At 67.0% G+C, this 25,193-nt stretch carries 28 protein-coding genes; 17 read left to right on the top strand and 11 right to left on the bottom strand.

From position 1 onward, the window contains the following. The first annotated feature begins 24 nt into the window (after positions 1 to 24). Positions 25 to 654 (top strand): flavin prenyltransferase UbiX, encoded by a 630-nt coding sequence (gene ubiX, locus N7607_RS13805; protein ID WP_279868403.1) that lies wholly within the window; start codon positions 25 to 27, stop codon positions 652 to 654. Between the two features lie 88 nt (positions 655 to 742). Next, a complete protein-coding gene (locus tag N7607_RS13810) occupies positions 743 to 1,003 on the top strand; it encodes a YceK/YidQ family lipoprotein (protein ID WP_279868401.1) in 261 nt (86 codons plus the stop codon). Between the two features lie 94 nt (positions 1,004 to 1,097). On the opposite strand, the gene N7607_RS13815 is transcribed toward N7607_RS13810, so the two are convergent. From N7607_RS13815 to N7607_RS13835, 5 genes are all read right to left on the bottom strand, one after another. Beyond that, entirely contained in the window at positions 1,098 to 1,565 is a 468-nt protein-coding gene (locus tag N7607_RS13815; RefSeq protein ID WP_279868400.1) for a YbaK/EbsC family protein, read from the bottom strand. 64 nt (positions 1,566 to 1,629) lie between these two features. Continuing rightward, the gene (locus N7607_RS13820; protein WP_279868399.1) at positions 1,630 to 2,241 is read right to left on the bottom strand and encodes a class I SAM-dependent methyltransferase; all 612 of its coding nucleotides are present in this window, start codon (positions 2,239 to 2,241) and stop codon (positions 1,630 to 1,632) included. After that, positions 2,241 to 2,882 (bottom strand): oxidoreductase, encoded by a 642-nt coding sequence (locus N7607_RS13825; protein WP_279868398.1) that lies wholly within the window; start codon positions 2,880 to 2,882, stop codon positions 2,241 to 2,243. The genes N7607_RS13820 and N7607_RS13825 overlap by 1 nt, the downstream gene beginning before the upstream one ends. Before the next feature lie 68 nt (positions 2,883 to 2,950). Then, on the bottom strand, positions 2,951 to 4,654 hold the full coding sequence (locus N7607_RS13830; RefSeq protein WP_279868397.1) for a C13 family peptidase: 1,704 nt from the start codon (positions 4,652 to 4,654) through the stop codon (positions 2,951 to 2,953). A 94-nt stretch (positions 4,655 to 4,748) separates the two neighbouring features. Next, entirely contained in the window at positions 4,749 to 5,204 is a 456-nt protein-coding gene (locus N7607_RS13835; protein WP_279868396.1) for a MaoC family dehydratase, read from the bottom strand. 162 nt (positions 5,205 to 5,366) lie between these two features. Between N7607_RS13835 and N7607_RS13840 the strand changes: the two genes are divergently transcribed. The 3 genes from N7607_RS13840 to N7607_RS13850 are packed head-to-tail and all read left to right on the top strand — an operon-like array spanning position 5,367 to position 7,043. Further along, positions 5,367 to 5,729, top strand: coding sequence for a CidA/LrgA family protein (locus tag N7607_RS13840; protein ID WP_279868395.1), 363 nt, complete (start codon positions 5,367 to 5,369; stop codon positions 5,727 to 5,729). Positions 5,730 to 5,731: 2 nt separating this feature from the next. Then, positions 5,732 to 6,442: an LrgB family protein gene (locus N7607_RS13845; protein WP_279868499.1), complete on the top strand. Its 711-nt coding sequence runs from the start codon at positions 5,732 to 5,734 to the stop codon at positions 6,440 to 6,442. A gap of 10 nt (positions 6,443 to 6,452) precedes the next feature. Then, positions 6,453 to 7,043, top strand: coding sequence for an LON peptidase substrate-binding domain-containing protein (locus tag N7607_RS13850; protein ID WP_279868394.1), 591 nt, complete (start codon positions 6,453 to 6,455; stop codon positions 7,041 to 7,043). Between the two features lie 70 nt (positions 7,044 to 7,113). Here N7607_RS13850 and N7607_RS13855 read toward each other — a convergent pair whose 3' ends face one another. Next, positions 7,114 to 8,430 (bottom strand): bifunctional DedA family/phosphatase PAP2 family protein, encoded by a 1,317-nt coding sequence (locus tag N7607_RS13855; protein ID WP_279868392.1) that lies wholly within the window; start codon positions 8,428 to 8,430, stop codon positions 7,114 to 7,116. 2 nt (positions 8,431 to 8,432) lie between these two features. Next, complete coding sequence (locus tag N7607_RS13860; RefSeq protein ID WP_279868391.1) at positions 8,433 to 9,128, bottom strand: DNA-3-methyladenine glycosylase; 696 nt, start codon at positions 9,126 to 9,128, stop codon at positions 8,433 to 8,435. Positions 9,129 to 9,300: 172 nt separating this feature from the next. Between N7607_RS13860 and N7607_RS13865 the strand changes: the two genes are divergently transcribed. The 11 genes from N7607_RS13865 (at position 9,301) to lipB (ending at position 19,744) form a co-directional block, all read left to right on the top strand. Beyond that, positions 9,301 to 10,566, top strand: coding sequence for a glutamate-5-semialdehyde dehydrogenase (locus N7607_RS13865; RefSeq protein ID WP_279868390.1), 1,266 nt, complete (start codon positions 9,301 to 9,303; stop codon positions 10,564 to 10,566). Between the two features lie 13 nt (positions 10,567 to 10,579). After that, entirely contained in the window at positions 10,580 to 11,245 is a 666-nt protein-coding gene (gene nadD, locus N7607_RS13870) for a nicotinate-nucleotide adenylyltransferase (protein ID WP_279868388.1), read from the top strand. A gap of 7 nt (positions 11,246 to 11,252) precedes the next feature. Then, positions 11,253 to 11,612 carry a ribosome silencing factor gene (gene rsfS, locus N7607_RS13875; RefSeq protein WP_137975051.1) on the top strand — a complete coding sequence of 120 codons (360 nt, stop codon included), beginning with the start codon at positions 11,253 to 11,255 and terminating at the stop codon, positions 11,610 to 11,612. Positions 11,613 to 11,885: 273 nt separating this feature from the next. Then, the gene (rlmH, locus tag N7607_RS13880; RefSeq protein WP_279866299.1) at positions 11,886 to 12,353 is read left to right on the top strand and encodes a 23S rRNA (pseudouridine(1915)-N(3))-methyltransferase RlmH; all 468 of its coding nucleotides are present in this window, start codon (positions 11,886 to 11,888) and stop codon (positions 12,351 to 12,353) included. Positions 12,354 to 12,363: 10 nt separating this feature from the next. Beyond that, on the top strand, positions 12,364 to 14,289 hold the full coding sequence (mrdA, locus tag N7607_RS13885; RefSeq protein ID WP_279866298.1) for a penicillin-binding protein 2: 1,926 nt from the start codon (positions 12,364 to 12,366) through the stop codon (positions 14,287 to 14,289). Beyond that, positions 14,286 to 15,434 carry a rod shape-determining protein RodA gene (gene rodA / locus N7607_RS13890; RefSeq protein ID WP_279866297.1) on the top strand — a complete coding sequence of 383 codons (1,149 nt, stop codon included), beginning with the start codon at positions 14,286 to 14,288 and terminating at the stop codon, positions 15,432 to 15,434. The genes mrdA and rodA overlap by 4 nt, the downstream gene beginning before the upstream one ends. A gap of 26 nt (positions 15,435 to 15,460) precedes the next feature. Continuing rightward, on the top strand, positions 15,461 to 16,447 hold the full coding sequence (gene mltB / locus N7607_RS13895) for a lytic murein transglycosylase B (RefSeq protein ID WP_192400160.1): 987 nt from the start codon (positions 15,461 to 15,463) through the stop codon (positions 16,445 to 16,447). 44 nt (positions 16,448 to 16,491) lie between these two features. Beyond that, positions 16,492 to 17,454, top strand: coding sequence for a septal ring lytic transglycosylase RlpA family protein (locus N7607_RS13900; protein ID WP_279866311.1), 963 nt, complete (start codon positions 16,492 to 16,494; stop codon positions 17,452 to 17,454). A 91-nt stretch (positions 17,455 to 17,545) separates the two neighbouring features. Continuing rightward, a complete protein-coding gene (locus N7607_RS13905; RefSeq protein ID WP_279866296.1) occupies positions 17,546 to 18,721 on the top strand; it encodes a D-alanyl-D-alanine carboxypeptidase in 1,176 nt (391 codons plus the stop codon). A 127-nt stretch (positions 18,722 to 18,848) separates the two neighbouring features. Beyond that, entirely contained in the window at positions 18,849 to 19,127 is a 279-nt protein-coding gene (locus N7607_RS13910; protein ID WP_279866295.1) for a DUF493 domain-containing protein, read from the top strand. Then, complete coding sequence (lipB, locus tag N7607_RS13915) at positions 19,127 to 19,744, top strand: lipoyl(octanoyl) transferase LipB (RefSeq protein ID WP_279866294.1); 618 nt, start codon at positions 19,127 to 19,129, stop codon at positions 19,742 to 19,744. Before N7607_RS13910 ends, lipB begins: the two co-directional genes overlap by 1 nt. Positions 19,745 to 19,821: 77 nt before the next feature. On the opposite strand, the gene lipA is transcribed toward lipB, so the two are convergent. After that, a complete protein-coding gene (gene lipA, locus N7607_RS13920) occupies positions 19,822 to 20,874 on the bottom strand; it encodes a lipoyl synthase (RefSeq protein ID WP_279866293.1) in 1,053 nt (350 codons plus the stop codon). Positions 20,875 to 21,084: 210 nt separating this feature from the next. Then, on the bottom strand, positions 21,085 to 22,401 hold the full coding sequence (locus N7607_RS13925) for a PAS domain-containing methyl-accepting chemotaxis protein (protein ID WP_279866292.1): 1,317 nt from the start codon (positions 22,399 to 22,401) through the stop codon (positions 21,085 to 21,087). A gap of 137 nt (positions 22,402 to 22,538) precedes the next feature. Between N7607_RS13925 and N7607_RS13930 the strand changes: the two genes are divergently transcribed. After that, positions 22,539 to 23,420, top strand: coding sequence for an AlkA N-terminal domain-containing protein (locus tag N7607_RS13930; RefSeq protein WP_279866291.1), 882 nt, complete (start codon positions 22,539 to 22,541; stop codon positions 23,418 to 23,420). Between the two features lie 81 nt (positions 23,421 to 23,501). Here N7607_RS13930 and N7607_RS13935 read toward each other — a convergent pair whose 3' ends face one another. Together N7607_RS13935 and arfA are read right to left on the bottom strand one after the other, a co-directional pair. Beyond that, positions 23,502 to 24,797: a lytic murein transglycosylase gene (locus N7607_RS13935; RefSeq protein WP_279866290.1), complete on the bottom strand. Its 1,296-nt coding sequence runs from the start codon at positions 24,795 to 24,797 to the stop codon at positions 23,502 to 23,504. Between the two features lie 97 nt (positions 24,798 to 24,894). Continuing rightward, positions 24,895 to 25,062 (bottom strand): alternative ribosome rescue factor ArfA, encoded by a 168-nt coding sequence (gene arfA, locus N7607_RS13940; protein ID WP_279866289.1) that lies wholly within the window; start codon positions 25,060 to 25,062, stop codon positions 24,895 to 24,897. Between the last annotated feature and the right edge of the window lie 131 nt (positions 25,063 to 25,193).

Raw genomic sequence — 25,193 nt, forward strand, 5'->3', positions numbered from 1 at the left:
AAACTCACACACCGAGGAGCCTGCATGAACGGTCCCGAACGCATCACCCTGGCCATGACCGGCGCCTCCGGCGCCCAGTACGGCCTGCGCCTGCTCGACTGCCTGGTGCAGGAAGACCGCGAGGTGCACTTCCTGATCTCCAAGGCCGCGCAGCTGGTGATGGCCACCGAGACCGACGTGACCCTGCCGACCAAGCCCCAGGCCATGCAGCAATTCCTCTCCGAGTACACCGGCGCGGCGCCCGGACAGATCCGCGTGTACGGCAAGGAAGACTGGATGGCCCCGCCGGCCTCCGGCTCCGGCGCGCCGAGCGCCATGGTGGTGGTGCCATGCAGCACCGGCACCCTGTCGGCCATCGCCACCGGCGCCTGCAACAACCTGATCGAGCGCGCCGCCGACGTGGTGCTCAAGGAACGCCGCCAGCTGATCCTGGTGCCGCGCGAGGCGCCGTACTCCAGCATCCACCTGGAGAACATGCTCAAGCTGTCCAACCTCGGCGTGACCATACTGCCCGCGTCTCCCGGCTTCTATCACCAGCCGCAGACGGTGGACGACCTGGTCGACTTCGTTGTGGCGCGCATCCTCAACTGCCTGGGCATCCCTCAGGACATGCTGCCGCGCTGGGGCGAGCATCACCTGATCAGCGATGACTGATCTCTTTGTAGGAGCGAGCTCTGCTCGCGAACGGTTGCCGCACAGAAGCTTCGCGAGCAGAGCTCGCTCCTACACGGTTGGTCTGGCTATGCTGCTGGTGCTACCCGGCTGTGCCAGCGTGCGCACCCTGGATGCGGCCAAGCCCGGTGCACCGATCATTTATTCCGGCACGCGCCTGGACTGGTATTCGCTGCAGGGCGGCTGCTGCCCGGTGGAGCGCTTCGGCGCCGAGGCGCCCAAATACGCCGGCCTCGACCTGCCGTTTGCCGCGTTGCTGGAGACCCTGCTGCTGCCCTTCGCTGTGGCCGCCGAGCTAGGCATAGGCCTCGGCGTCAGCGGCGGTAACTGAAAGCCTGGCCAAAAACTCCGCTTGCTCAGCCATTTCCGCCACCGTTTGGCTTTAGCTAGCTCGCTTTTGACCAGGCTCTGCGGTCGGCGTTTACTCAGGCGAAGGCCTGACAGACGTCCACCCACTCGCCTTGCACCAGCTCGGCCATGCGCTTCGGGCAGATGCGCACCGCGCTGTGGATGGCGCCCGCCGCCGGCAACACTTCTTCATAGTCGAGCAGCGAGCGGTCGCAGTATACCGCCAGGTCGGTGGCCAGGCCGAACGGGCACACCCCGCCAACTGGATGCCCGGTCAGCGCCACCACGCTTTCCGCGTCGAGCATCTTGGCCTTGGCGCCGAAGGCTTCCTTGAGCTTGCGGTTGTCCAGGCGGGCATCGCCGCGCGCCACCACCAGCAGTTCGCGTTCGCCGATGCGGAAGGCCAGGGTCTTGGCGATCTGTCCTGGCTCCACGCCATGGGCCTCGGCAGCCAGGGCCACGGTGGCGGTGCTGGTCTCCAGCTCTATGATGGCGATGTCGGGGGCCTTGGCGGCGAAGAAGGCGCGGACCGATTCCAGGCTCATGGCGGTTTCCTTGGGCAAAAGCGCCATGCTTGCCGGCCGGTCCGGAGGAGTCAACCCGCCGGCATCAGGCGGCCCAGCCGCGCCAGACCCAGGTCATCGGCCGCGGGCCAGGCAGGTAGCTGCTCTGCACTTCAGCGATATGGAAGCCGCCTGCGGCAAGCAGGGCAGGGATGTCGCGATTGAGGTGGCAGCCACCGGCTAGCGGTTTCCACAACGGTGTGATGCGGTCCTGCCAGGCGCGTACCTTGGCGTCCGGCGCACGGCCATGTTCGCTGAACAGCAGCTTGCCGCCGGGCTTGAGCACCCGGCGCATCTCCAGCAGCGCGGCCAGCGGATCGGGGATGGTGCACAGGGTGAAGGTGCAGACGATGCTGTCGAAGCTGGCATCGGCGGCCTGGATCTGCCCCAGTTCCAGGGCGACCATCTCCACCGGAATGCCGATGCCTGCGGCGCGCTGGCGGGCCAGGCTCTGCATCTGCGCGGCCGGGTCGACGCCGACTATGGCGCTGACCTTGTCGCGATCGTAGAAGCTCAGGTTGAGGCCGGTGCCGATGCCGATCTCCAGCACCCGGCCTTCGGCCAGCGGCACGACCTGGGCGCGGGTCTTCATCACCTGGCCCATGCCGCAGGCGAAGTCGATCAGGCGCGGCAGGATCTTCTCGTCGTAGAACTTCATCAGCGCCCGAGGCGCCGTAGTTCGTCGGATTCGACAATGCGAATGCCGTCGTTCTCCTCCAGCGCCAGGCGCCACAGGGCGCGGGCCAGAGCGGCGACCTCGATGCCGCGGTACTTGCCGGGAATCCAGCGCAGCAGCGGCGCGGCCAGGCGTTCGCCGAGGCGGAACTCGCGGCGCGGGCCGAGCAGCAGGGACGGGCGCACGATGGTCAGCTGCGGCCAGTCCATCGCCTTGAGCGCCTCCTCGGTTTCACCCTTGACCCGGTTGTAGAACACCGAGGAGCTTGGGTCGGCGCCCAAGGCGCTGATCACCAGCAGGTGGCGGGTGCCCAGTTCGCGGGCGCGGCGGGCGAAGGCCAGCACCAGTTCCTGGTCGACGGCGCGGAAGGCTTCCTGGGAGCCGGCCTGGCGGATGGTGGTGCCCAGGCAGCAGAAGGCCGCGTCGATCTGCCCGTCGAGCTGTGGCAGCAGGTCGCTCAGCTGCCCGACCGGGTTGTCCAGGTGCGGGTGCTCGGCCAGCGGGCTGCGGCTTGGGGCCAGCACGCGGCTGATGGTCGGCTCGCTGAGCAGGCGGTCGAGCAGGTGTTCGCCGGTAAGGCCGGTGGCTCCGGCGAGCAGTATGTGCTGGGGCGTCAGGTACATGCTGGTCCTCCGCTATTACTGGTCAGCTTAGAGCGAATCGGCAGAAGCGTCCTGAAATTGATCGCCAATTAATGAGCTTTCGTCGCTGCGGTCAGCGCCTGCTCGGCCTGCTGCGTGCGCAGCTTCTTCCAGTGTTCCACTACGGCCCGTGGCGCCCATAGTTGCGGCTCGGAGGGCTCGAAGTCGTCGGCCTCTTCGCGTTCGGCGACCTTGGCCTTGGCCAGTTCGAAGGCGCGGTTCAGGTCGTCGGTCTCGTTCAGCGCATCGGCGAACAGGGCGCGACCGAAATAGGTGAAATCGTTCTCCTCGGAGCAGCCGAAGGACACCCGGTCGGCCCTGGCCGCAGTCATCACCAGGGTCTTGTCGTTCTTCAGTGGCGGGATGAAGCCGCCGGAATAGCAGGCCGAAATCACCACCACCTTGTGCCTGTCCTTCAGCGGTGCCAGCAGCGCCGCCAGTTCGTTGGCCGGCAGGTCGGCGAGCTGCAGGCGCGGCTGGTCGATGCTCAATTGATGGTCGCGCGAGCCATGGCTGGTCAGGTAGAGGAACACCAGGTCCTCCGGACCGCTGCGCTCGGCCAGCGCCTGTACGGCGCGGGTCAGGCTCTCGCGGGTGGCCAGCGGGCGATCGGCCAGGTGGTCACGATGGTTGGTCAGGGTGATGTTGCCGCGGGCGCCGAAGCGCTCGCGCAGCAGCTTGCTGACGTAATCGGCCTCTCGCAGGAACACGCTCTGCTTGCCGTCGCCGGCCAGGGTCAGGCTGTACAGCTCGACGGCCGGGGTTGAGGCGGGCAGGGCGTCCAGCGCCTGTTGCAACAGTTGACCCTGCTGCAGCAGGCCGAGTTCCAGCGGGTCCGGTCGTGCGGCGCCGTCGGCCTGGCGGATCAGCTCGCCGCCGCGCCAGGTGCCCGCGGTGCGGCTGCCGTCGAGGGCGGTCAGCTCGCCTGTGCCTGCGTACTGGCCGTTGGCGAACTGGCCCTGGTAGACGCTGCCGTCGGCCAGGCTCAGCTTGCCCTGGCCATGGAACTGCCAATGGCGGAATTCGCCTTCGTAGTGGCGGCCGTCGGCACCGCGGAATTCGCCCTTGCCGGTCAGCCCGCCATCCTTGAAGCGGCCGCTCCAGACTTCGCCTTCGCCGTTCTGGTAGCGGCCCTTGCCGTGGAACATGTCGTTGCGGAATTCGCCGCTGTAGCGCTCGCCGTCCTCGCCCTGGTAGCTGCCTTCACCTTGCAGCATGCCGTTCTTGAAGGTGCCGCTGAACTGGCCCTCGGCATTCTTGCGCACGCCTTCGCCCTGCGGCTCGCCGCGCACGAAACGGCCCTGGTAGCGGCTGCCGTCCGGCCATTCGAGGGTGCCGAGGCCATGGTAGCGATCGTCGCGGAACTCGCCGCGGTAGCTGACGCCGCCCTGCTGCAGGTGGCCTTCGCCGTGCATGTTGCCCTGCCTGAAACCGCCCTGGTAACGGGTGCCTTCGCCGTAGACGAATTCGCCCTGGCCCTCGAACAGGCCGAGGTGGAATTCGCCTTTGTAGCGCTCGCCGCTGGCGCCATGCCATTCGCCGAGGCCTTCGAGCAGGCCATCCTTGAAGCGGCCCTGGTAGTAGGTGCCGTTGGCATAGTCGATGCGGCCCTCGCCCTGCAGGCGGCCGTCGATCACCTCGCCGCGATAGCGACCGCCATCGGGTAGCACCGCATCGGGCGGCAGCAATGGTTCGCCATCGCCGCAGGCGGCGAGCAGCAGGGCGAGGGTGAGGGGGGCTAGGCGGCGGGGCATGACGGACGTCCTGGTCGGGGCATGCGCCGAGTATGCCAGCGCACAATGCAAACGGGGCGCCTGAGCGCCCCGTCGGTTGCGAACCGCTGTGCAATCAGACGAAGCAGAGCGACAGCGACTCGGCGATGTAGGCGGGTTTTTCCTGGCCTTCGATCTCCAGGGTGGCCTCGACCTTGAACAGCCACTGCCCGGGCCGCTTTTCGGTGATCTCGAGCACCTTTGCGGCCAGGCGTACCCGCGAGTCGACCTTGACCGGCTGGATGAAGCGCACGCTGTCGAGGCCATAGTTGACGGCCATTTTCAGGCCTTCAGGCGCGAGCATGAGCTTTTCCATCAGTACCGGGATCAGCGACAGGCTGAGGAAGCCGTGGGCGATGGTGGTGCCGAACGGGGTGTGCTTGGCCTTGACCGGGTCGACGTGGATGAACTGATGGTCGCCGGTGCACTCGGCGAACTGGTTGATGCGTTGCTGATCGATGGTCAGCCATTCGGAACGTCCGAGTTCCTTGCCTACATAGTCTTGCAGTTGTGCTACGGGTACGAGCGGCATAGATCCTCCTTGAGGATGCGCGGTTATTTATTGTTTTTGATGAACCAGGCTGGCCCTAGAACAGCATGGGCTGCGGGGGTGGGTCAAGCCGAAAGTCGCGGTTTATGGCGCACCCTCAGGCGTGTCTATAATGGCCGTCTTTTTGCAGCCGGAGTCTCTTGCATGCTGCTTCGCGGCCTGACCTGGCTGGTGCTGTTCCAGTTGCTCGGCACCGCCCTCAATGCCCTGTTCCTGCCCTTGCTGCCGGGGCCGATCATCGGCATGCTGCTGCTGTTCGTGTTCCTCCTGCTGCGTGGCGAGGTGGGCCAGCCGATGACCGAGGCCGCCGCCGGCCTGCTGCGCTACCTGCCGCTGCTGCTGGTGCCGCCGGCGGTGGGGGTGATGGTCTACGCCGAGCAGATCGCCGCCGACTTCTGGGCCCTGGCCGGTGCGCTGGGCCTGTCCCTGCTGATCTCCATGCTGTTCGCTGGCTGGCTGATGCAGAAGCTGATCGAGCGCCAGGCGCGCCGCGAGGAACGTCCATGAGCCTGGACTGGCATGGCGCATTGCAGGCGGTGGTGCATCACCCGCTGTTCGGCGTCGGCATCACCCTGGCCGTGTACCAACTGGCGCTGGCCGCCTACGAGCGCACGCGCTGGGTGTTCCTGCAGCCGGTGCTGGTGTCGATGACCGTGCTGATCGGCGTGCTGCTGCTCACCGGGCTGACCTTCCAGGAATACCGCGACAGCACCTTCCTGCTCAGCGTGCTGCTCGGCCCGACCACCGTGGCCCTGGCCGTGCCGCTGTTCCTCAACCTCAAGCGCATCCGCCAGCTGTTCTGGCCGACGCTGATTACCCTGCTGCTCGCCGGCGCCTTTGCCACCGTGCTGGGTGTGGCCCTGGCCTGGGCCTTCGGTGCCGAACGCATGATGCTGATGACCCTGGCGCCGAAGTCGGTGACCTCGCCCATCGCCATGCTGGTGGCCGAACAGATCGGCGGCGTGGCGGCCCTGGCCGCGGTGTTCGTGCTGATCACCGGCGTGCTCGGCGCCATGTGCGGACCGGAGCTGCTGCGCCGCATCGGCGTGCATCATCCGGCCGCCCAGGGCATGGCGCTGGGCATCACCGCCCACGCCGTGGGTACGGCGCGTGCCCTGCAAGACAGCGAGGAAAGTGGCGCCTTCGCCGCCCTGGCCATGAGCCTGATGGGCATGCTGACTGCCGTGGTGCTGCCACTGGTGGTGGTCCTGGTCGCCTGAGGAGTTGCCCATGAACTACCCGCTATTCCCCCTCAATACCGTGCTGTTCCCGGGCTGCACCCTCGATCTGCAGATCTTCGAGGCGCGCTACCTGGACATGGTCAGCGCCTGCATGAAGCGCGGCGAGGGCTTCGGCGTGGTGACCATCATAGAGGGCGCGGAAGTCGGCGAGGCGGCCAGCCGCTTCTCGGCGCTGGGCTGCGAGGCGCTGATCCGCGACTTCCAGCAGCGTTCCAATGGCCTGCTCGGCATTCGTGTCGAGGGTGGCCGGCGTTTTCGCGTGGAGCGGGTCGAGGTGCAGGCGGACCAGCTGACGCTGGCTGAAGTGGATTGGCTCGACGAGCCGGACGATGCGCCGCTGCTGGCCGAGCATGCCGACCTTGCCGCGTTGCTGGCGGCGCTTGCCGAGCATCCGCTGGTGGCCGGGTTGGCCATGGGCGGCGTGGTCGCCGGCCAGCAGGCACTGGCCAATCAGCTGGCCTACCTGCTGCCGTTCGCCACCGACCAGAAGCTGCAGCTGTTGCAGCTGGACGATCCGTTGCGCCGCCTGGAGCAGATCCAGCAGCTGCTGGACCAGATGCAGGGCGAGATGATCGCGTAGGGTGGATGGCCGAAGCCATCCACCTTGGTGGACAAGCCTGCGGCGTTGTCCACCCTACGAAAGATGGCGATCAGTACCGGTACTGCTGGATCGCCTCCGGCAACGCCCAGGCGCTCACGCCGCCGAGCAGGGCCAGGGTGGCGGGCAAGACCAACCACCACACCTGTGCGCCGAGCGGGCGCATCGGCTCGCGGCGCTGCAGCCAGGCCAGGCTGGCGGCGCATACGCTGCCGGCCAGCAAGGCACCGGCCAGGATGTCGGTCGGCCAGTGCACCCCCAGGTAGACCCGCGAGGCGGCGATGCTCAGCGCCGGCAGGCTGGCCAGCAGCAGCCAGGTCAGGCGCGTGCGCGCCGAGGCGCCGCGGCCGGCCAGCACGCCCAGGGCGAGGAAGAAGGCGAAGGCCGCCGAGCTGTGGCCGCTGGGCAGGCTGAAGGTTTCCAGTGGCTGGTGCAGCACATCCGGGCGGGCGCGGGCGAACAGCAGCTTGAGGCCGGTGGTGGCCAGGGCGGTGAACAGGGTGCAGCTGGCCAGGAATAGGGCCGCGTGGACTCTTCGAGATAGCAATAGCAGCAGGGTCACCAGCACGCCGGCCGCTACCTGGGTGCGGAAGTCGCCGAGCCCGGTGATCAACATGGCCAGGCTATCGACGCTGGCGCTGCGGTGTTCCTGGACCAGGGCGATCAGACCCTTGTCCAGCGCGTCGAGATGCGGGATGCCGATCAGCAGGGCCAGCAGCAGGACGGCGCTGGAGCCGGCGGCCGCCGGCACGGTCCAGCGCTGTTCGCGCAGGCTGCTGAGAATCAGCACCACCAGCATCAGGCCGACGCCGGCGGCGACTATGCCGGCGGCGCTCCAGAAGCCCTCCGGCAACGGCAGGCGGATGGCGGCGCCGGTGGCCCAGCCCGGCAGGATGTAGGCGATGGCCCAGCCGGCGGCGGCCAGCATGCTGACCAGGAAGAAACGCACCACGGGCATGTCGAGCATGCCGGCCACCAGCGGCAGCATCGGGCGCAGCGGCCCGATGTAGCGGCCCACCAGTAGGCTGGCCACGCCGTAGCGCTTGAAGTAGTGCTCGGCACCGCTCAGCCATTCCGGGTGGTCGCGCAGCACCGGCAGGCCGCGGATGCCCTGATGGAAGCGCCGGCCCAGGCCGTAGGAGATCGCATCGCCGAGCAGGCCGCCGGCATAGGCCAGCAGCAGGGTCTCGCTCAGGCCCAGGGCGCCGCTGCCGGCCAGCACGCTGAGGGTGAACAGCAGCACGGTGCCGGGAATCACAATGCCGGCCACGGCCAGACATTCCAGGCAGGCGGCCAGGAAGATGGTCAGGCCCAGCCATTCCGGGTTGGCCTCCAGCCAGTGCGACAGGGTCGCGAACCATTCGCTCATGCTTACAGCTCCTCGGGGTTCAGCAGAATGTAGTCGCGACCTTCGACCTGGCCACGGCGCAATGGGTTGCGTGTGCAGTGCCGGGCGTAGCCGGCATCGACGAAACGGTAGGGCAACTGCTCGTCACGGCCCTGGGGAATGCCCAGGCGGGTGGTCTGGATCACCTGCGCCGGACGCTGGCCGACATCCTCGACGAACAGCCGCTGCGGGTGGAAGCGCTGCGCATCCCACTCCGGCACCTTGAGGCCGAGGGCCTTGCACAGCAGGGTCTGGCCGGCGCACAGGCGCTCCGGATGGCGCTGGCCACCACCGGCCGCGGGGTTGTTGGCCTGCATGCGCTGCAGGGCATCATCGGCGCAGTGCTGGTCCAGCCAGGGCATGGCCGACTTGATCAATACGGCATTGCCCGGACCTTGGGCGCTGAAGTTCAGCGAGTCGCCGCCGCGGGCGTAGTACATGTAGATGTGCCCTCCGTCGAGGAACAGCGCGCGGCGCTTCTCGGTGTAGCCGAGCGAGGCGTGGCTGCCCTTTTCGGCCAGGTAGTAGGCCTCGGTCTCGATGATCCGCGCCGCCAGCCAGTGGCCGTGGTGGCGATGGCGGATGACCTTGCCCAGCAGCGCACGGGCGAGCAGCTGGGCGTCGCGGTCGAAGAAGCTGTCGGGCAGCGCGGCGGCTGCGGGCCAGGGCAGGGCGGTCATCGGTGATCCGGGGCGGGAAAAGGCGCGATCTTAGCAATGCCCGCCGGCACCGGCCGTGAATCTTGTTCCGCAATGTTGCACGGGTTGCACCATCCGCCCGGCAGTGCTGGGCGCGGCGGGGTGCGCCCGCTATAATCAGCCACTTTTTCCAACTGCCAGACCTCCGCCGACCATGACCGAGTCCGTGCTCGATTATATGACCCGCCTGGGCCGCGCCGCGCGCGCCGCCTCGCGGGTGCTCGCCCGAGCCAGCACCGCGCAGAAGAATAGCGCCCTGCAGGCCGCCGCCAATGCCCTCGACGCTGCCCGCGCCGAGCTGACCGCCGCCAACGAGCTGGACCTGGCCGCCGCCCGCGCCAACGGCCTTGAGCCGGCCATGGTCGACCGCCTGGCGCTGACGCCGAAGGTGATCGACTCGATGATCGAGGGCCTGCGCCAGGTCGCCACCCTGCCCGACCCGATCGGCGAGATCCGCGACATGCGCTTCCTGCCGTCGGGCATCCAGGTCGGCAAGATGCGCGTGCCGCTGGGCGTGATCGGCATCATCTACGAGTCGCGCCCGAACGTGACCATCGATGCTGCCAGTCTGTGCCTGAAGTCCGGCAATGCCACCATCCTGCGTGGCGGTTCCGAAGCGATTCATTCCAATCAGGCCATCGCCCGCTGCATCCAGCTCGGCCTGGCCGAAGCCGGCCTGCCGGCCAGCGCCGTGCAGGTGGTGGAAACCACCGATCGCGCCGCCGTCGGCGCGCTGATCACCATGCCGGAGTTCGTCGACGTCATCGTGCCGCGTGGCGGCAAGGGGCTGATCGAGCGCATCAGCCGCGATGCCAAGGTGCCGGTGATCAAGCACCTGGACGGCGTTTGCCACGTCTATGTGGACAGCGCCGCCGACCTCGACAAGGCCATCCGCGTCTGCGACAACGCCAAGACCCAGCGCTACTCGCCGTGCAATACCATGGAGACGCTGCTGGTGCATGCCGGCATCGCCGCCCGCGTGCTGCCGCCGCTGGCCGCCATCTACCGCGACAAGGGCGTGGAACTGCGCGGCGACGCCGCGACCCGTGCGCTGCTCGGCGGCGATGTGCTGGAGGCGACGGAAGACGACTGGTACGCCGAGTACAACGCGCCGATCCTGGCGATCCGTATCGTCGACTCGCTGGATGTGGCCATCGAGCACATCAACCAGTACGGCTCGCAGCACACCGACGCGATCATCACCGAGAACTTCAGCGATGCGCGGCGTTTCCTCACCGAGGTGGATTCGGCGTCGGTGATGGTCAACGCCTCGACCCGTTTCGCCGACGGTTTCGAGTACGGCCTGGGCGCGGAGATCGGCATCTCCACCGACAAGCTGCACGCCCGCGGCCCGGTCGGCCTGGACGGCCTGACCAGCGAGAAATACGTGGTGTTCGGCGACGGGCACATTCGTACCTGATGGGACGCACCTGATGGCGCGACGTAGCGACGCCCGCCGCATCGGGATACTGGGCGGCACCTTCAATCCGGTGCATATCGCCCACCTGCGCGGGGCGCTGGAAGTGGCCGAGTTCATGGCCCTGGACGAGTTGCGGCTGATTCCCAGCGCGCGTCCGCCGCACCGCGAGGCGCCGCAGGCCACGGCCGAGCAGCGCCTGGCCATGGTCGAGCTGGCGGTGGCCGGCGAGCCGAAGCTGAGGGTCGACGACCGCGAGCTGCGGCGCGACAAGCCGTCGTTCACCTTCGACACCCTGGAGTCGGTGCGCGGTGAGCTGGCGGCGGACGATCAGTTGTTTCTCCTGCTGGGCTGGGATGCCTTCTGCGGGTTGCCGACCTGGCATCGCTGGCAGGAGCTGCTGGGGCATTGCCATATCCTCGTGCTGCAGCGGCCGGATGCCGACAGCGAGCCGCCCGAGGCGCTGCGCGACCTGCTCGCCGCGCGCAGCGTGACCGATCCGCACGACCTCTCGGGGCCGGGCGGGCAGATCAGTTTCATCTGGCAGACGCCGCTGGCGGTGTCTGCCACCCTGGTTCGCCAGTTGCTGGCACAAGGGCGTTCGGTGCGTTTTCTGGTGCCCGACGCCGTATTGGCCTATATCCATGCGCACGATCTGTACCGTGCGAAAAACGATTCATGAGGTAACGATGCAAAACGAAGAACTGGTTAAGGTCGCCGTGGCGGCCCTGGAAGACATGAAAGGCGCCGACATCACCACCATCGATGTGCGCGGCAAGACCAGCGTCACCGATTTCATGGTGATCGCCAGCGGTACCTCCAGCCGCCACGTCAAATCGATGGCCAACGAAGTGCTGGAGAAGGTCAAGGAACAGGGCGTGCGCCCGATCGGCAATGAAGGCCTGGACGGCGGCGAGTGGGCCCTGCTCGACCTGGGCGACGTGGTGGTCCACGTGATGCAGGTCGCCACCCGCCAGTTCTACGATCTGGAGCGCCTGTGGCAGGGCGCCGAGCAGAGCCGCGCGCAGCACCAGGATCCGGCTGAGTAAGATAGGGTCTGTTCCCGTTTCGCCACGGCCGCGCCGGCGCCGGTTTTGGCGCGGGGCAAGGCATGAGGAGAGAAGTTTGGTCATTCCAAATGAGCGACGAATAACGCAGCACCGCGCCAAAACCGGCCCGGCCCTACGGGTTGCGCGGAAAATGGCGCCATGCGTCGTTGCGGGACTTGCCAAGGGAGTGACCATTGCCTGCGTCCCGCGCCTAGCCTGGCGCCATTTGGCGCAGCAACGCGGCTCGTGCCGAAACGGGAACAGACCCTAATCGTGCGTATCAAGCTGATCGCCGTCGGCTCGCGCATGCCGCGCTGGGTGGAGGAGGGCTGGCAGGAGTACGTCAAGCGCCTGCCATCCGAGCTGCCGCTGGAACTGGTGGAGATTCCGCTGACCACCCGCGGCAAGAACGCCGACGTCACTCGCCTGATCCGTCAGGAGGGCGAGGCGATGCTGAGCAAGGTGCAGGCCGGTGAACGCATCGTGACCCTGGAGGTCACAGGCAAGCCCTGGAGTACCGAGCAGCTGGCCGCGGAGCTGGAGCGCTGGCGCCTGGATGCGCGCACCGTCAACCTGATGGTCGGCGGCCCCGAGGGGCTGGCGCCGGAAGTGTGCGCACGCAGCGAGCAGCGCTGGTCGCTGTCGCCGCTGACCCTGCCGCACCCGCTGGTGCGCATCCTGGTCGGCGAGCAGATCTACCGGGCCTGGACCGTGCTGTCCGGCCACCCGTACCACAAGTAAGCAGTAGTCGATGCCGCAACCCATCCGCCTGAAGGACCATGAGAAGGACGCCCGCCTGGTGCGTCGGCGCGTGGTCGTGGGCGGTGTGGCGGTGGTGCTGCTGACCTGCGTGCTGGTGGCGCGCATGTACTACCTGCAGGTGATCCAGTACGACCACCACACCACCCTGGCGGAAAACAACCGCATCCACGTACAGCCGATCCCGCCGACCCGCGGGCTGATCTTCGATCGCAACGGGGTGATCATCGCCGACAACCGCCCCAGCTTCAGCCTGACCCTGACCCGCGAGCGCGCCGGCGACTGGCAGCAGGCGCTGGACGTGATAGTCGAGGTGCTGGAGCTGACTCCGGAAGACCGCGCCCTGTTCGAGAAGCGCATGCGCCAGGGGCGGCGGCCGTTCGAGCCGGTGCCGGTGCTGTTCGAGCTGTCCGAGGAGCAGATCGCCCGGATCGCGGTGAACCAGTTCCGCCTGCCCGGGGTGGAGGTCAGCGCCCAGCTGGTGCGCCACTATCCGCAGAAGGAGCGCTTCGCCCACTCGGTCGGCTATGTCGGGCGGATCAACGAGAAGGAGCTCAAGGAGCTCGACCCCACCGACTACGCCGGCACCCACCATATCGGCAAGACCGGCATCGAGCGCTTCTACGAGGAGCTGCTGCACGGCCAGGTCGGCTACGAGGAGGTCGAGACTAACGCCCGTGGCCGCGTGTTGCGGGTGCTCAAGCGTACCGACCCGACCCCCGGCATGGACCTGACCCTGAGTCTCGACGTGCGCCTGCAGGAGGCCGCCGAAAAGGCCCTGGCCGGTCGGCGTGGCGCGCTGGTGGCTATCGAGCCGGCCAGCGGCGACGTGCTGGCGATGGTCAGCCTGCCGAGCTTCGACCCCAACCCCTTCGTCACCGGCATCGGCTTCCAGGCCTATGCCGAGCTGCGCGACTCCATCGACCGGCCGCTGTACAACCGCGTGCTGCGCGGCCTCTACCCGCCGGGCTCGACCATCAAGCCGATGGTGGCGGTGGCCGGCCTGGACGCCGGGGTGATCACCCCGCAGACCCGGGTGTTCGACCCCGGCTATTACCAGTTGCCCGGCCACAGCCACAAGTACCGCAACTGGAACCGCTCGGGCGACGGCTCGGTGAACATGGAGTTCGCCATCATGCGCTCCAACGACACCTACTTTTACGACCTCGCCCGCAAGATGGGCGTGGACCGCCTGCACGACTACATGACGCGCTTCGGTCTGGGCCAGAAGGTGGCCCTGGACATGTTCGAGGAAACCGCCGGGCTGATGCCCTCGCGCGAGTGGAAGCGCGCCCGCTACCGCCAGGCCTGGTACCCGGGCGAGACGCTGATCCTCGGCATCGGCCAGGGCTACATGCAGACCACGCCGCTGCAACTGGCCCAGGCCACGTCGCTGATGGCCACCCGCGGCAAATGGATTCGCCCGCACCTGCTGAAGACCGCCGAGGGGCAGACGCCGCAGCAGCTGATGGCCGATGGCGCCATGGACGGGGTGGAGACCCCGCCGGACATCCTGCTGCGCGACGACAAGTTCTGGGACTACGGCCGCCAGGGTATGGAGGCGGTGATGCACGGTCCGCGCGGTACCGCGGCCAAGGTCGGCGCCACCTCCGTCTACCGCATCGCCGGCAAGAGCGGTACGGCCCAGGTGGTGGCGATCAAGCAGGGCGAGAAGTACGACCGCAGCAAGGTCCACGAGCGTCATCGCGACCACGCCCTGTTCGTCGCCTTCGCCCCGGCCGAGGCGCCGAAGATCGCCGTGGCGGTGATGGTGGAGAACGGCGAGTCCGGCTCCGGCGTCGCCGCACCGGTGGTCAAGCAGGTGATGGATGCCTGGCTGCTCGGCCCGGACGGCCAGCTCAAACCCGAGTACCGCCCGCCGGTGCCGGTAACCGAAGAGGCCAGTGCGCAGCAATGAAACGCCAGGAATTCGACCGCAGCATCTCCGACGAGGACGTTTTCAAGCGCCGCGCCACCCTGCTGCAACGCCTGCATATCGACGGCTGGCTGGTGCTGATCCTGCTGGTGCTGTGTGCCGGCAGCCTGTTCGTCCTCTATTCGGCCAGCGGCAAGAACTGGGATCTGGTGATCAAGCAGGGCACCTCCTTCGGCATCGGCCTGGTGGCGGCTTTCGTCATCGCCCAGTTCGAGCCGCGCTTCATGGCGCGCTGGGTGCCGCTGGCCTACCTGGCGGGCGTCGGCCTGCTGGTGGCGGTGGAGGTGATGGGTCACACGGCGATGGGCGCCACCCGCTGGATCAACATTCCCGGGGTGATCCGCTTCCAGCCCTCGGAGTTCATGAAGATCATCATGCCGGCGACCATCGCCTGGTACCTGGCGCGACATAACCTGCCGCCCAAGCTCAAGCACATTGCCATCAGCCTGGTGCTGATCCTGGTGCCCTTCGTGCTCATCCTCAAGCAGCCGGACCTGGGCACCGCCCTGCTGATCCTCGCCTCCGGTGCCTTCGTGCTGTTTATGGCCGGCCTGCAGTGGCGCTGGATCATCGGCGCGGTGGCGGCGGTGGCGCCGATCGCGGTGGGCATGTGGTTCTTCGTGCTGCGCGAGTATCAGAAGCAGCGGGTACTGACCTTCCTCGACCCGGAGAGCGATCCGCTGGGCACCGGCTGGAACATCATCCAGTCCAAGGCGGCCATCGGTTCGGGCGGAGTCTTCGGCAAGGGCTGGCTGCTCGGCACCCAGTCGCACCTGGATTTTTTGCCGGAAAGCCACACGGACTTTATCATTGCCGTGCTGAGCGAGGAGTTCGGCATGGTCGGGGTGTGTATCCTGCTGTTCGTCTACCTGCTGCTGATCGCCCGGGGACTGGTGATCACCGCCCAGGCGCAGACGCTGTTCGGCAAGTTGCTGGCCGGTAGCCTGACCATGACGTTCTTCGTCTACGTATTCGTTAACATCGGCATGGTCAGTGGCCTGTTGCCGGTGGTGGGGGTGCCCCTGCCCTTTATTAGCTACGGCGGAACCCATCTGGTGACGCTACTGTCTGGGTTTGGGGTTTTGATGGCGATCCAGACGCACCGCAAGTGGATCGCCCAGGCATGACAAGAGTGCAGAATTTGAAGCAAGCAATGCGCAGCTGGGGAGTGGCCATGGTGGCACTGCTCGGCGTGGCCGGCCAGGTCCAGGCCGCCGGGGAATATCAGGGTTCGCCGAAGGTCGCCGAGTTCATCGGCGAGATGACCCGCGACTACGGCTTCGCCGCTGAACAGCTGACCGGGCTGTTCGACCAGGTGGAGCGCAAGCAGGCGATCCTCGATGCCATTTCCCGCCCGGCCGAGAAGGTCAAGCCGTGGAAGGAGTACCGGCCGATCTTCATCACCGAGGCGCGCATCAGCAAAGGCGTGGACTTCTGGAACAAGCACGCCGCTGCCCTGGCCCGTGCCGAGCAGGAGTACGGCGTGCCGGCCCAGGTGATCGTCTCGATCATCGGTGTGGAAACCTTCTACGGCGGCAACACCGGCAGCTGGCGCGTGCTCGATGCACTGTCCACCCTGTGCTTCGACTACCCGCCGCGCGCCGAATTCTTCTGCCAGCAGCTGCGCGAATTCCTCATCCTGGCCCGCGAGCAGCAGGTCGATCCGCTCACCCTGAAGGGCTCCTATGCGGGGGCGATGGGCCTGCCGCAGTTCATGCCGAGCAGCTTCCGCGCCTACGCCGTGGACTTCGACGGTGACGGCCACATCGATATCTGGACCAACCCGGTGGATGCCATCGGCAGCGTCGCCAGCTACTTCAAGCGCCATGGCTGGACTACCGGCGAGCCGGTGGTCAGTCGTGCCCAGGTCAAGGGCGAGCAGGCCGACAGCGGCCTGACCCAGGGTCTCGACCCGGTGAAGAATGTCGGCGAGCTGCGCGCCCTGGGCTGGACCAGTGGCGACGTGCTGCGCGACGACATTCCGGTCACCGCCTTCCGCTTCGACGGTGCCGAAGGCCAGGAGTACTGGATGGGCCTGCCCAACTTCTACGTCATCACCCGCTACAATCGCAGCGCCATGTACGCCATGGCCGTCCATCAATTGTCCGGCGAGCTGGTCGCCAAGCGGGGTCGTCCTTGAAGTCCGTCCTGCGTACCCTGACCGTCACCGCCCTCGGGCTGGCGCTGGTCAGCTGCTCCAACAACCGCGCGCCGCAGCCGGTCGCGCCGGGCTCGCAGCCGATTTCCGGACCCGGCGACTACAGTCGCCCGCATCGCGACGGTGCGCCCTGGTGGGATGTCGACGTGTCGCGCATCCCCGACGCCGTGCCGATGCCGCACTACGGCAACTACAAGGCCAACCCCTACACGGTGATGGGCAAGACCTACTACCCGATCCGTGACAGCCGCCGCTACTCGGCGACCGGCACCGCCTCCTGGTACGGCACCAAGTTCCACGGCCAGGCCACTGCCAACGGCGAAGCCTACGACCTGTACGGCATGACCGCGGCGCACAAGACCCTGCCGCTGCCGAGCTACGTGCGGGTGACCAACCTGGACAACGGCCAGAGCGTGATCCTGCGGGTCAACGACCGCGGTCCGTTCTACTCCGACCGCATCATCGACCTGTCCTTCGCCGCCGCGAAGAAGCTCGGCTATGCCGAGAGCGGTACCGCGCGGGTCAAGGTCGAGGGCATCGACCCCCACGAGTGGTGGGCCGCCCAGGGTCGTCCGGTGCCGATGGTGCTGGCGCAGCCGAAGATGGCCAGCCAGGGTGCTCCGGCCGTCGCCGAGCCGGTGGCGGTGGCCCAGAGCCAGCCAATCGAGCAGTACACTCCGCCGCCGGCGCAGCATGCAGCCGCCGTGCTGCCGGTGCAGATCGACGTAAAAAAAAACGCTTCGCCCGCAGTCTCTGGCCTGTATCTCCAAGTGGCCGCCTTCGCCAATCCGGACGCTGCGGAACTCCTCAGGGCCAAGCTGAGCCAAACGGTGCCTGCCAAGGTGTTTATCAGCTCGGTGGTGCGCAACCAGCAGACCTTGCACCGGGTACGCCTGGGGCCGGTCGAAACCCAGGCTGAGGCCCTGCAGCTGCAGGACAGCGTGCGCCTGGCCAACCTCGGCGATCCCGCCCTGGTCAAGCCGGACTAGAACTTCGTGCGTCGCCCTCAGGGGCGGCGGTGAATGCAGGCGGGCCCCGGCCCGCCTGTGCCATTGTTGAATAGCTATTTCAGAGAGACGGATGAACATCGCCCGCTTTGCCCAACGCCTTTCCCTGCTCGTCACCCTGCTGGCCGCTCCTCTCGCCGCGTCCGCCGACGCGGCCATTCCCTCGCCGCCACAGCTGGCCGCCAAGTCTTACGTGCTAATGGACGGCGCCAGCGGCAAGGTGCTGGTGGAGAACAATGGCGACCAGCGCCTGCCGCCGGCCAGCCTGACCAAGCTGATGACCGCCTACATCGCCACCCTGGAGATCCGCAAGGGCAAGATCGGCGAGCAGGACCTGGTCACCGTCAGCGAGCACGCCTGGCGCACCGGCGGCGCCGCCTCCGGTGGTTCCACCATGTTCCTGCCGCTGAACAGCCAGGTGAAGGTCGATGACCTGCTGCACGGCATCATCATCCAGTCCGGCAACGACGCCAGCATCGCCATCGCCGAATACATCGCCGGCAGCGAAGACGCCTTCGCCGACATGATGAACGAGACCGCCGAGAAGCTCGGCATGAAGAACTCGCACTTCATGAACGCCACCGGCCTGCCGCACCCGGAGCACTATTCCAGTGCCCACGACATGGCCATCCTGGCCCGCGCCATCATCAACGAGGACAAGGAGCACTACGCGATCTACTCGCAGAAGGAGTTCTTCTGGAACAACATCAAGCAGGGCAACCGCAACCTGCTGCTGTGGCGCGACAGCACCGTCGACGGCCTGAAGACCGGCCACACCGAGGAAGCCGGCTTCTGCCTGGTGGCCTCCGCCGTGCGTGACGGCGCTCGCATGATCACCTCGGTATTCGGTACCGACAGCGAGAAGACCCGCGCCGCCGAAACCCAGAAGCTGCTGACCTACGGCTTCCGCTTCTTCGAGACCCAGACCTTCTACAAGGCCGGCCAGGAGCTGGCCAAGGCCCAGGTCTGGAAAGGCACCACCCGCCAGGTCAAGGCCGGCCTGGCCCAGGACCTCAGCCTGACCCTGCCCAAGGGCCAGGTGAAGCAGCTGCAGGCCAGCATGGTGCTGGAACCGCAACTGGTGGCCCCGCTCAAGGTGGGTGACGTGATCGGCAAGGTCGAGGTCAAGCTCGGCGCCGAGGTGGTGCACAGCGCCGACCTGATCGCCCTGGAGCCGGTCGACGAGGGTGGTTTCTTCCGCCGCCTGTGGGATAGCATCCGCCTGTTCTTCTACGGACTGTTCAACTGAAGAGTCGCCGAGCGGTCTTGAAATACCGCCGTTCGGGCCCCAGATTGGGGGCTAGCTGAAGACTGACAAGGACGCCCCGGAATCGGGGCGTTCGCATTTCACGGGTGAGCAACCCGGAGCGACCGCGATGACAGATACCGAAGTACAAGCCCCGAAAATCGAATTCCCCTGCGAGCGCTACCCGATCAAGGTGATCGGCGAGGCCGGCGAAGGCTTCTCCGATCTGGTGGTCGAGATCATCCAGCGCCATGCGCCGGGCTTCGACACCGCCAGTCTGGTAGTGCGCGACAGCCGCAACGGTCGCTTCCTCTCCGTGCAGGTGCTGATCACCGCCACCGGCGTGGAGCAGCTGCAAGCGATCCACATCGACCTCAAGGCCACCGGCCGCGTGCACATGGTGCTCTAGTGGCAGCGCTCGTCGTGCGTCATCTGGGGTTGGCGGAATACCTGCCGACCCTGGAAGCCATGCGCCGCTTCACCGCCGAGCGTGACGAGTCGACTGCCGACGAGATCTGGCTGCTGCAGCACCCGCAGGTGTTCACCCAGGGGCAGGCCGGCAAGGCCGAGCATCTGTTGGCACCAGGCGATATCCCGGTGGTGCAGGTCGAGCGCGGTGGTCAGGTCACCTACCACGGCCCCGGTCAGCTGGTGGCCTACCTGATGCTCGATCTGCGCCGCCAGAAGCTGGGCGTGCGCGAGCTGGTCACGGCCATGGAGAACGCGCTGGTCGACGTGCTGGCCGGCTATGGCATCGAGGCGGCGCCCAAGGCCGACGCCCCGGGCGTCTACGTGGCCGGCGACAAGATCGCCTCGCTGGGCCTGCGGGTGCGCAATGGCTGCTCGTTCCACGGCCTGGCGCTGAACGTCGACATGGACATGGCGCCGTTCCAGCGCATCAACCCCTGTGGTTACGCCGGTCTGAAGATGATCCAGCTGAAGGATCTGCTGGAAACGCCACCGTCGCTCGACGAGGTAGGCGAGCGCCTGGAGCGCGCTCTGCGCGAGCGTCTGGGTTACGTCTGAGGTTGAGATAGACAGCAAGCAAAAGGCCCTGGGGCGCATGCCACAGGGCCCTTCTGTTTCCAGGCTCAGGCTCAGGCTCAGTTCAGATTGAGCGCCGGAATCAGGCTGTTGTCCTGCTGCTGGCCCGGCACCGGTGCGGGCGCGGCCAGGCCCAGGTTGTTCTTCTCGAACACGCGGTCGGCGCGATAGCTGGAGCGCACCAGCGGGCCGGCGGCGACTTCCATGAAGCCTTTTTCCAGGCCGATGTCGCGCAAGCGATTGAACTCCTCGGGGCTGACCCAGCGTTGCACCTTGAGGTGGTTGCGCGTGGGTTGCAGGTATTGGCCGAGGGTAAGGATGTCCACGCCGATGGCGCGCAGGTCATCCATGGTCTGCAGGATTTCCTCGTCGGTCTCGCCCAGGCCCAGCATCAGGCTGGTCTTGGTGATGACGGTGGGGCGGTGCTGCTTGGCGTACTCCAGCACCTTGAGGGTCTTCTCGTAACCGGCGCGGGGGTCGCGCACCACATGGGTCAGACGCTTGACCGTCTCGACGTTCTGCGCGAACACCTCCAGGCCGGAATCCACCACGCGGGCGATGGCCTCATGGTCGCCGTCGAAGTCCGGGGTCAGGGCTTCCACCACTACCTGCGGGGTGTTGGCCTTGATCGCCTGCACGCACGCGGCGTAGTGGGCGGCGCCGCCGTCGGGCAGGTCGTCGCGGTCCACCGAGGTCAGCACGATATAGCGCAGGCCCATCAGTTCCACCGACTTGGCGGTGTTCTGCGGTTCTTCCAGATCCAGCCAGCCGTTCGGGTTGCCGGTGTCGACCGCGCAGAAGCGGCAGGCACGGGTGCACACCGAGCCCATCAGCATGATGGTGGCGGTGCCGTTGGACCAGCATTCGCCCATGTTCGGGCAGTGCGATTCCTGGCACACGGTGCTCAGGCGGTGCTCGCCGACATTGCGCTTGACGGCGTCGAAGCGGCTACCGCTCGGCGCCTTGACTCGCAGCCAGCTCGGCTTGGGCTCGACGACCTGCGGTTCGGCCGAGGCGCGGCGCTTCTGGCCGTCCTTGATCGCGGTGATCCCCTGGGGGGTGCGGAATTTCTCGCCGCTGGAGACGGGCTTGGACGGGGCGGTGTCGGACATCGAGATCTCGGCTCCGGTAGGAGGCTTCGGTAGCGGGGCTTTTGGCCGGCCGGCAGTCTACCACGGATGGCTGGTCTGCGGCTTCCGGCCCTTGTCCGACGCGCTCTGCAGCCCGCAAGGCACTGCCGCTTCGGCGTGCCCGACAAACTGCCGGGCAGCGCTGGAATTGCACTTTCCGCCCGCCGGGTTCGGCACATCGCCGTGCCGCTGTCAGGTTTTCAACTGGTTGGCGAACTGCTCCACCGCCTGCACCACTTGCTTGGCGCCGTCCTGGATCTCGACGATCACCGCGCCGGCCTCGTTGGCCAGGCTCAGCCCCTGTTCAGCCTGCTGACGGCTGCTGGCCATGCTGTCCACGGCGCTCTGGGCCAGATTCTGGTTCTTCTGCACCACCTCGACGATTTCCTCGGTGGCCTGACTGGTGCGGCCGGCCAGCTGACGTACTTCGTCGGCGACCACGGCGAAGCCGCGGCCCTGGTCGCCGGCCCGGGCCGCTTCGATGGCGGCGTTGAGTGCCAGCAGGTTGGTCTGATCGGCGATGCCGCGGATGGTCTGCATGATGGTGCTGATCAGCTGCGACTGCTTGCCCAGCGCTTCGATGCCGTCGCTGGCGTCCTGCATCTGGCGAGCGATGCGCTGCATCACTTCGACCGTCTGGCGCACCACGGCGGCACCCTTGTCGGCGCTTTCATCGGTGTGCTGGGAGATGCTGTAGGCGATGTTCGCCGCCTCGGCCACCGCCTGTTCCTGGTTGACCTGGTCGGTGATCACGGTGGCGAACTTGACCACCTTGTACAGCTTGCCGTGGGGGTCGTGGATCGGGTTGTAGGAGGCCTCCAACCATACCTCCCGACCGTGGCTGTCGACCCGCTTGAAGCGCCCGGCGACGAACTCGCCGCGGTTCAGGCGCGCCCAGAATTCGCGATAGGCCTGGGAGTTGTACTCTTCCGGGTCGCAGAAGGTGCGGTGGTGCTTGCCCTGGATCTGCTCCAGGCGATAGCCCATGCCGCTGAGGAAGCGCTCGTTGGCGGTCAGCACCTCGCCGGCCAGGTTGAACTCGATCACCGCGGTGGAGCGCAGCAGGGCGTCGATCAGGCCCTCGTGCTCGCGTGAGGTGGTGATGGTGCGGGTCAGGTCGTTGGCGCAGAGGGTGAAAAAGGCCAACTGGCCCTGGCTGTTCAGCACCGGTTGCCAGATGGCGCGTATCCAGGCCTCCTCGCCATTGCCGCGCAACAGGCGATAGGCGCCGCTGATGTGTTCGTTGCGGCGCAGGGCCTGTTGCAGCTTCTGGTAGTTGGCTTCCTGGTGGAAGGAAGGCGGGATCAGCGACTCCAGATTGCGGCCCAGCAAGGCTTCGCGCTGGTAGAGCATCTCGCCGAGGAAGTTGTCGTTGGCGTAGCGCACCCGGCCATCGGGCTCGAGCTCCAACACCATCATCTCGTTGTAGATGGAGTCCCTGATCTGACGCATGCTGGCGAGCTGCTCGCGCAGCTGCGCCACTTCTTCTCTCAGCTTGTTGTTGAACATCGGCAAGGCACCTTTGGATAGAGAACCTGGTGATCGTATGAAGGCATTGTCTCTAGTGATCGACCGCCAGCAGGAAATCCACAGTCTTCGCAGTGTAGTCTCCGATCAGCTGCCTTCCTTTCCTCTGCGAGAGCCCGATGTCGCGAATCGAACTTGCCCTGCCACTGCCTGCCGACTACCGCGTCGGCGACCTGCTGACCTTCCACCGCCGCGATGCGCAGGCCGTGGCCGAGCGGGTGAGCGACAGCGGCCTAGACAAGGGCATTCTCTGGCAGGGTGTGCCGGCGTGCCTGGGCATGCGTTTCGCGGCGGGGCAGGTGCGGGTGGCGCTGGAGGTCGATGGGGCCGTGGCGGACGATCAGGCGCCGTTGCGCGCTCTGGCCGAGCGCATGCTGGGCCTGAACCAGCCGGTCGCCGCTTTCGAGGCGGCACTGGCCGGGCATCTGCTGCTCGGCGGCTTGATCGCCGCCAATCCTGGCCTGCGGGTGCCGCAGTCGGCTTCGCCGTTCGAGGCGCTGAGTTGGGCCATCAGCGGCCAGCAAATCAGTCTGCCGGTGGCGATTTCCCTGCGGCGCAAGCTGATCCAGCTGGCTGGTCGCGCACATTCCAGTGGGTTGCTCTGCTACCCGGATGAGGCGGCGGTGGCGGCGCTAGACGAGGATACGCTCGGGCGCTCGGGCTTCTCCCGGGCCAAGTCCCAGTGCCTGCTGCTGCTCGCCCGCGAGATAGTCGAGGGACGCCTGCCGCTGGAGGATTGGCTGGAAGATGCGCCGGCCGAGCTGATCGGCGAACGTCTGCTGGCGCTGAAGGGGATCGGCCCCTGGACGGTGGACTATGCGTTGCTGCGCGGCTTCGCCCGCCTGGACGGTTCACTGCATGGCGATGCCGCGGTGCGCCGTCAGCTGCAGCGCCTGCTGGGCGCGGAGGACAAGCTGAGCCAGCCCTTCGTGCGCGACTGGTTGCTGCCCTTCGCGCCCTGGCGGGCGCTGGTGGCGGCGCATCTGTGGGCGATGCCTTAACCCCTGTAGGAGCGAGCTCAGCTCGCGATCAGGCGGCTGGTGAGCTTATTCGCGAGCAGAGCTCGCTCCTACAGCGCTTGATCAGTGCAGCTGCTGCAACAGCGCCGGGGTTGGATAGCCGTCGGCCGGTAGGCCCAGGCTCTGCTGGAAGGCACGTACGGCGCGGCGCGTATTGGCACCGATGATGCCGTCCGCCGGGCCCGGCTCGTAGCCGCGGGCGCTCAGGCCCTCCTGCAGCTCGATGCGCTCGCTGCGGCCCAGCGGGCGCTCGTCCTTCGGCCAGTTGGCCAGCAGCGGTCCGCCGCCATTCAGGCGCTGGCCGAGCAGGCCGACGGCCAGGGCATAGGACGAGGAGTTGTTGTACTTGAGGATGGTGCCGAAGTTGCGGAACACCAGGAAGGCCGGGCCGCGATGGCCGGCCGGCAGCAGCAGATAGCCGGTGTCGTTCGGGTCGACGTTGGTCGGCGTGCCCTTCACCCCGTAGCCGTACCACTCGCTGTAGGTCTTGCGGATCTCGCTGTCGGCCAGGGCGTAGTCGAAGCCAGTGGGTAAGGCCACCGGGATGCCCCAGGCGCGACCCTTCTGCCAGCCGGACGCCTGCAGGTAGTGGGCGGCTGAGGCGAGGGCATCGGCGCTGGAATTCCAGATGTCGCGACGGCCGTCGCCGTCGAAGTCCACCGCGTGGGTCAGGTAGGTGGTGGGGATGAACTGGGTCTGGCCCATGGCGCCGGCCCAGGAGCCGCGCAGGCCGGTGGCGCTGATGTCGCCGCTCTGCAGGATCTGCAGGGCCGCCAGCAACTGGTCTTCGGCGAACTGCGGGCGGCGTCCCTCGTAGGCCAGGGTGGCCAGGGAGCGGATCACCGACTGTTCGCCCATGAACTGGCCGAAGCTGCTCTCCATGCCCCAGATGGCGACCAGGGTCTCGCGGTCTACGCCGTAGCGCTGCTCGATGGCGTCCAGGGTGGCGGCATGTTGCGCCATCAGGGCTTGGCCTTTGCGCACGCGCACCGGCGAGATGGCGCCATCCAGGTATTCCCACACCGGGCGGGTGAACTCCGGCTGCGCGCCGTCGGCCTTGACCACGCTCAGGTCCGGGGCGATGCCGGCGAAGGCCTGGTCGAACAGTTGCGGCTGGATGCCGGCGCGCAGGGCCTTGATACGGAAGCGGTCGCGCCAGTCCTCGAAGTTCAGCGCCGGTGCCGGTTGCACGGCGACCTGAACCTGGGCGCTGCTCGGTTCTATGCGTTGCGGCTGCGCACCGGGCTTGCTGGAGACCAGTTCGGGAGCGGGATTCGGGGTTTCGGCACAGGCGCCGAGGAACAGGGCGGCGCCGGCGAGCAGGCAGCTCAGGCGACCGTTGGCGGAGAGGTGGAACATCGTGCGGTGTCTCGGTCTTGCCAAACAGACCGCGACCTTAACATGCCGGGCGGGTTTCAGAACCCTTGTGGGTGCTCGGTGCTGGTTCGGCAGGTGCTCAGGCCGCGCATTTCAGCAGGGCCATAAAACAAGAAGCCTCCCAGTGGGAGGCTTCGCGGCGGTAGCTGCCTTTGCCTTTCTTCGGCTGTTCCTGGCGGCTGCGGAACAGTGGCTGGGCGACTATGGACTTGGCCTTGTTCGGCCGCTTGGGGGCTTTCTTGCTCATCTGAATGGTCCTCGTACGCCCGCGGGATTGCGAGCGGCGCGGACTATGCGCCGATGGTTAAAAAATGTCCAGCGATGCGGTTTGCTCGTAGGGCGGACTTCACGAGCGGGGCTTTGGCGTACTGCCTGCGG

The sequence above is a fragment of the Pseudomonas sp. GD04019 genome, from assembly GCF_029837695.1.
Lineage (GTDB): Bacteria > Pseudomonadota > Gammaproteobacteria > Pseudomonadales > Pseudomonadaceae > Aquipseudomonas.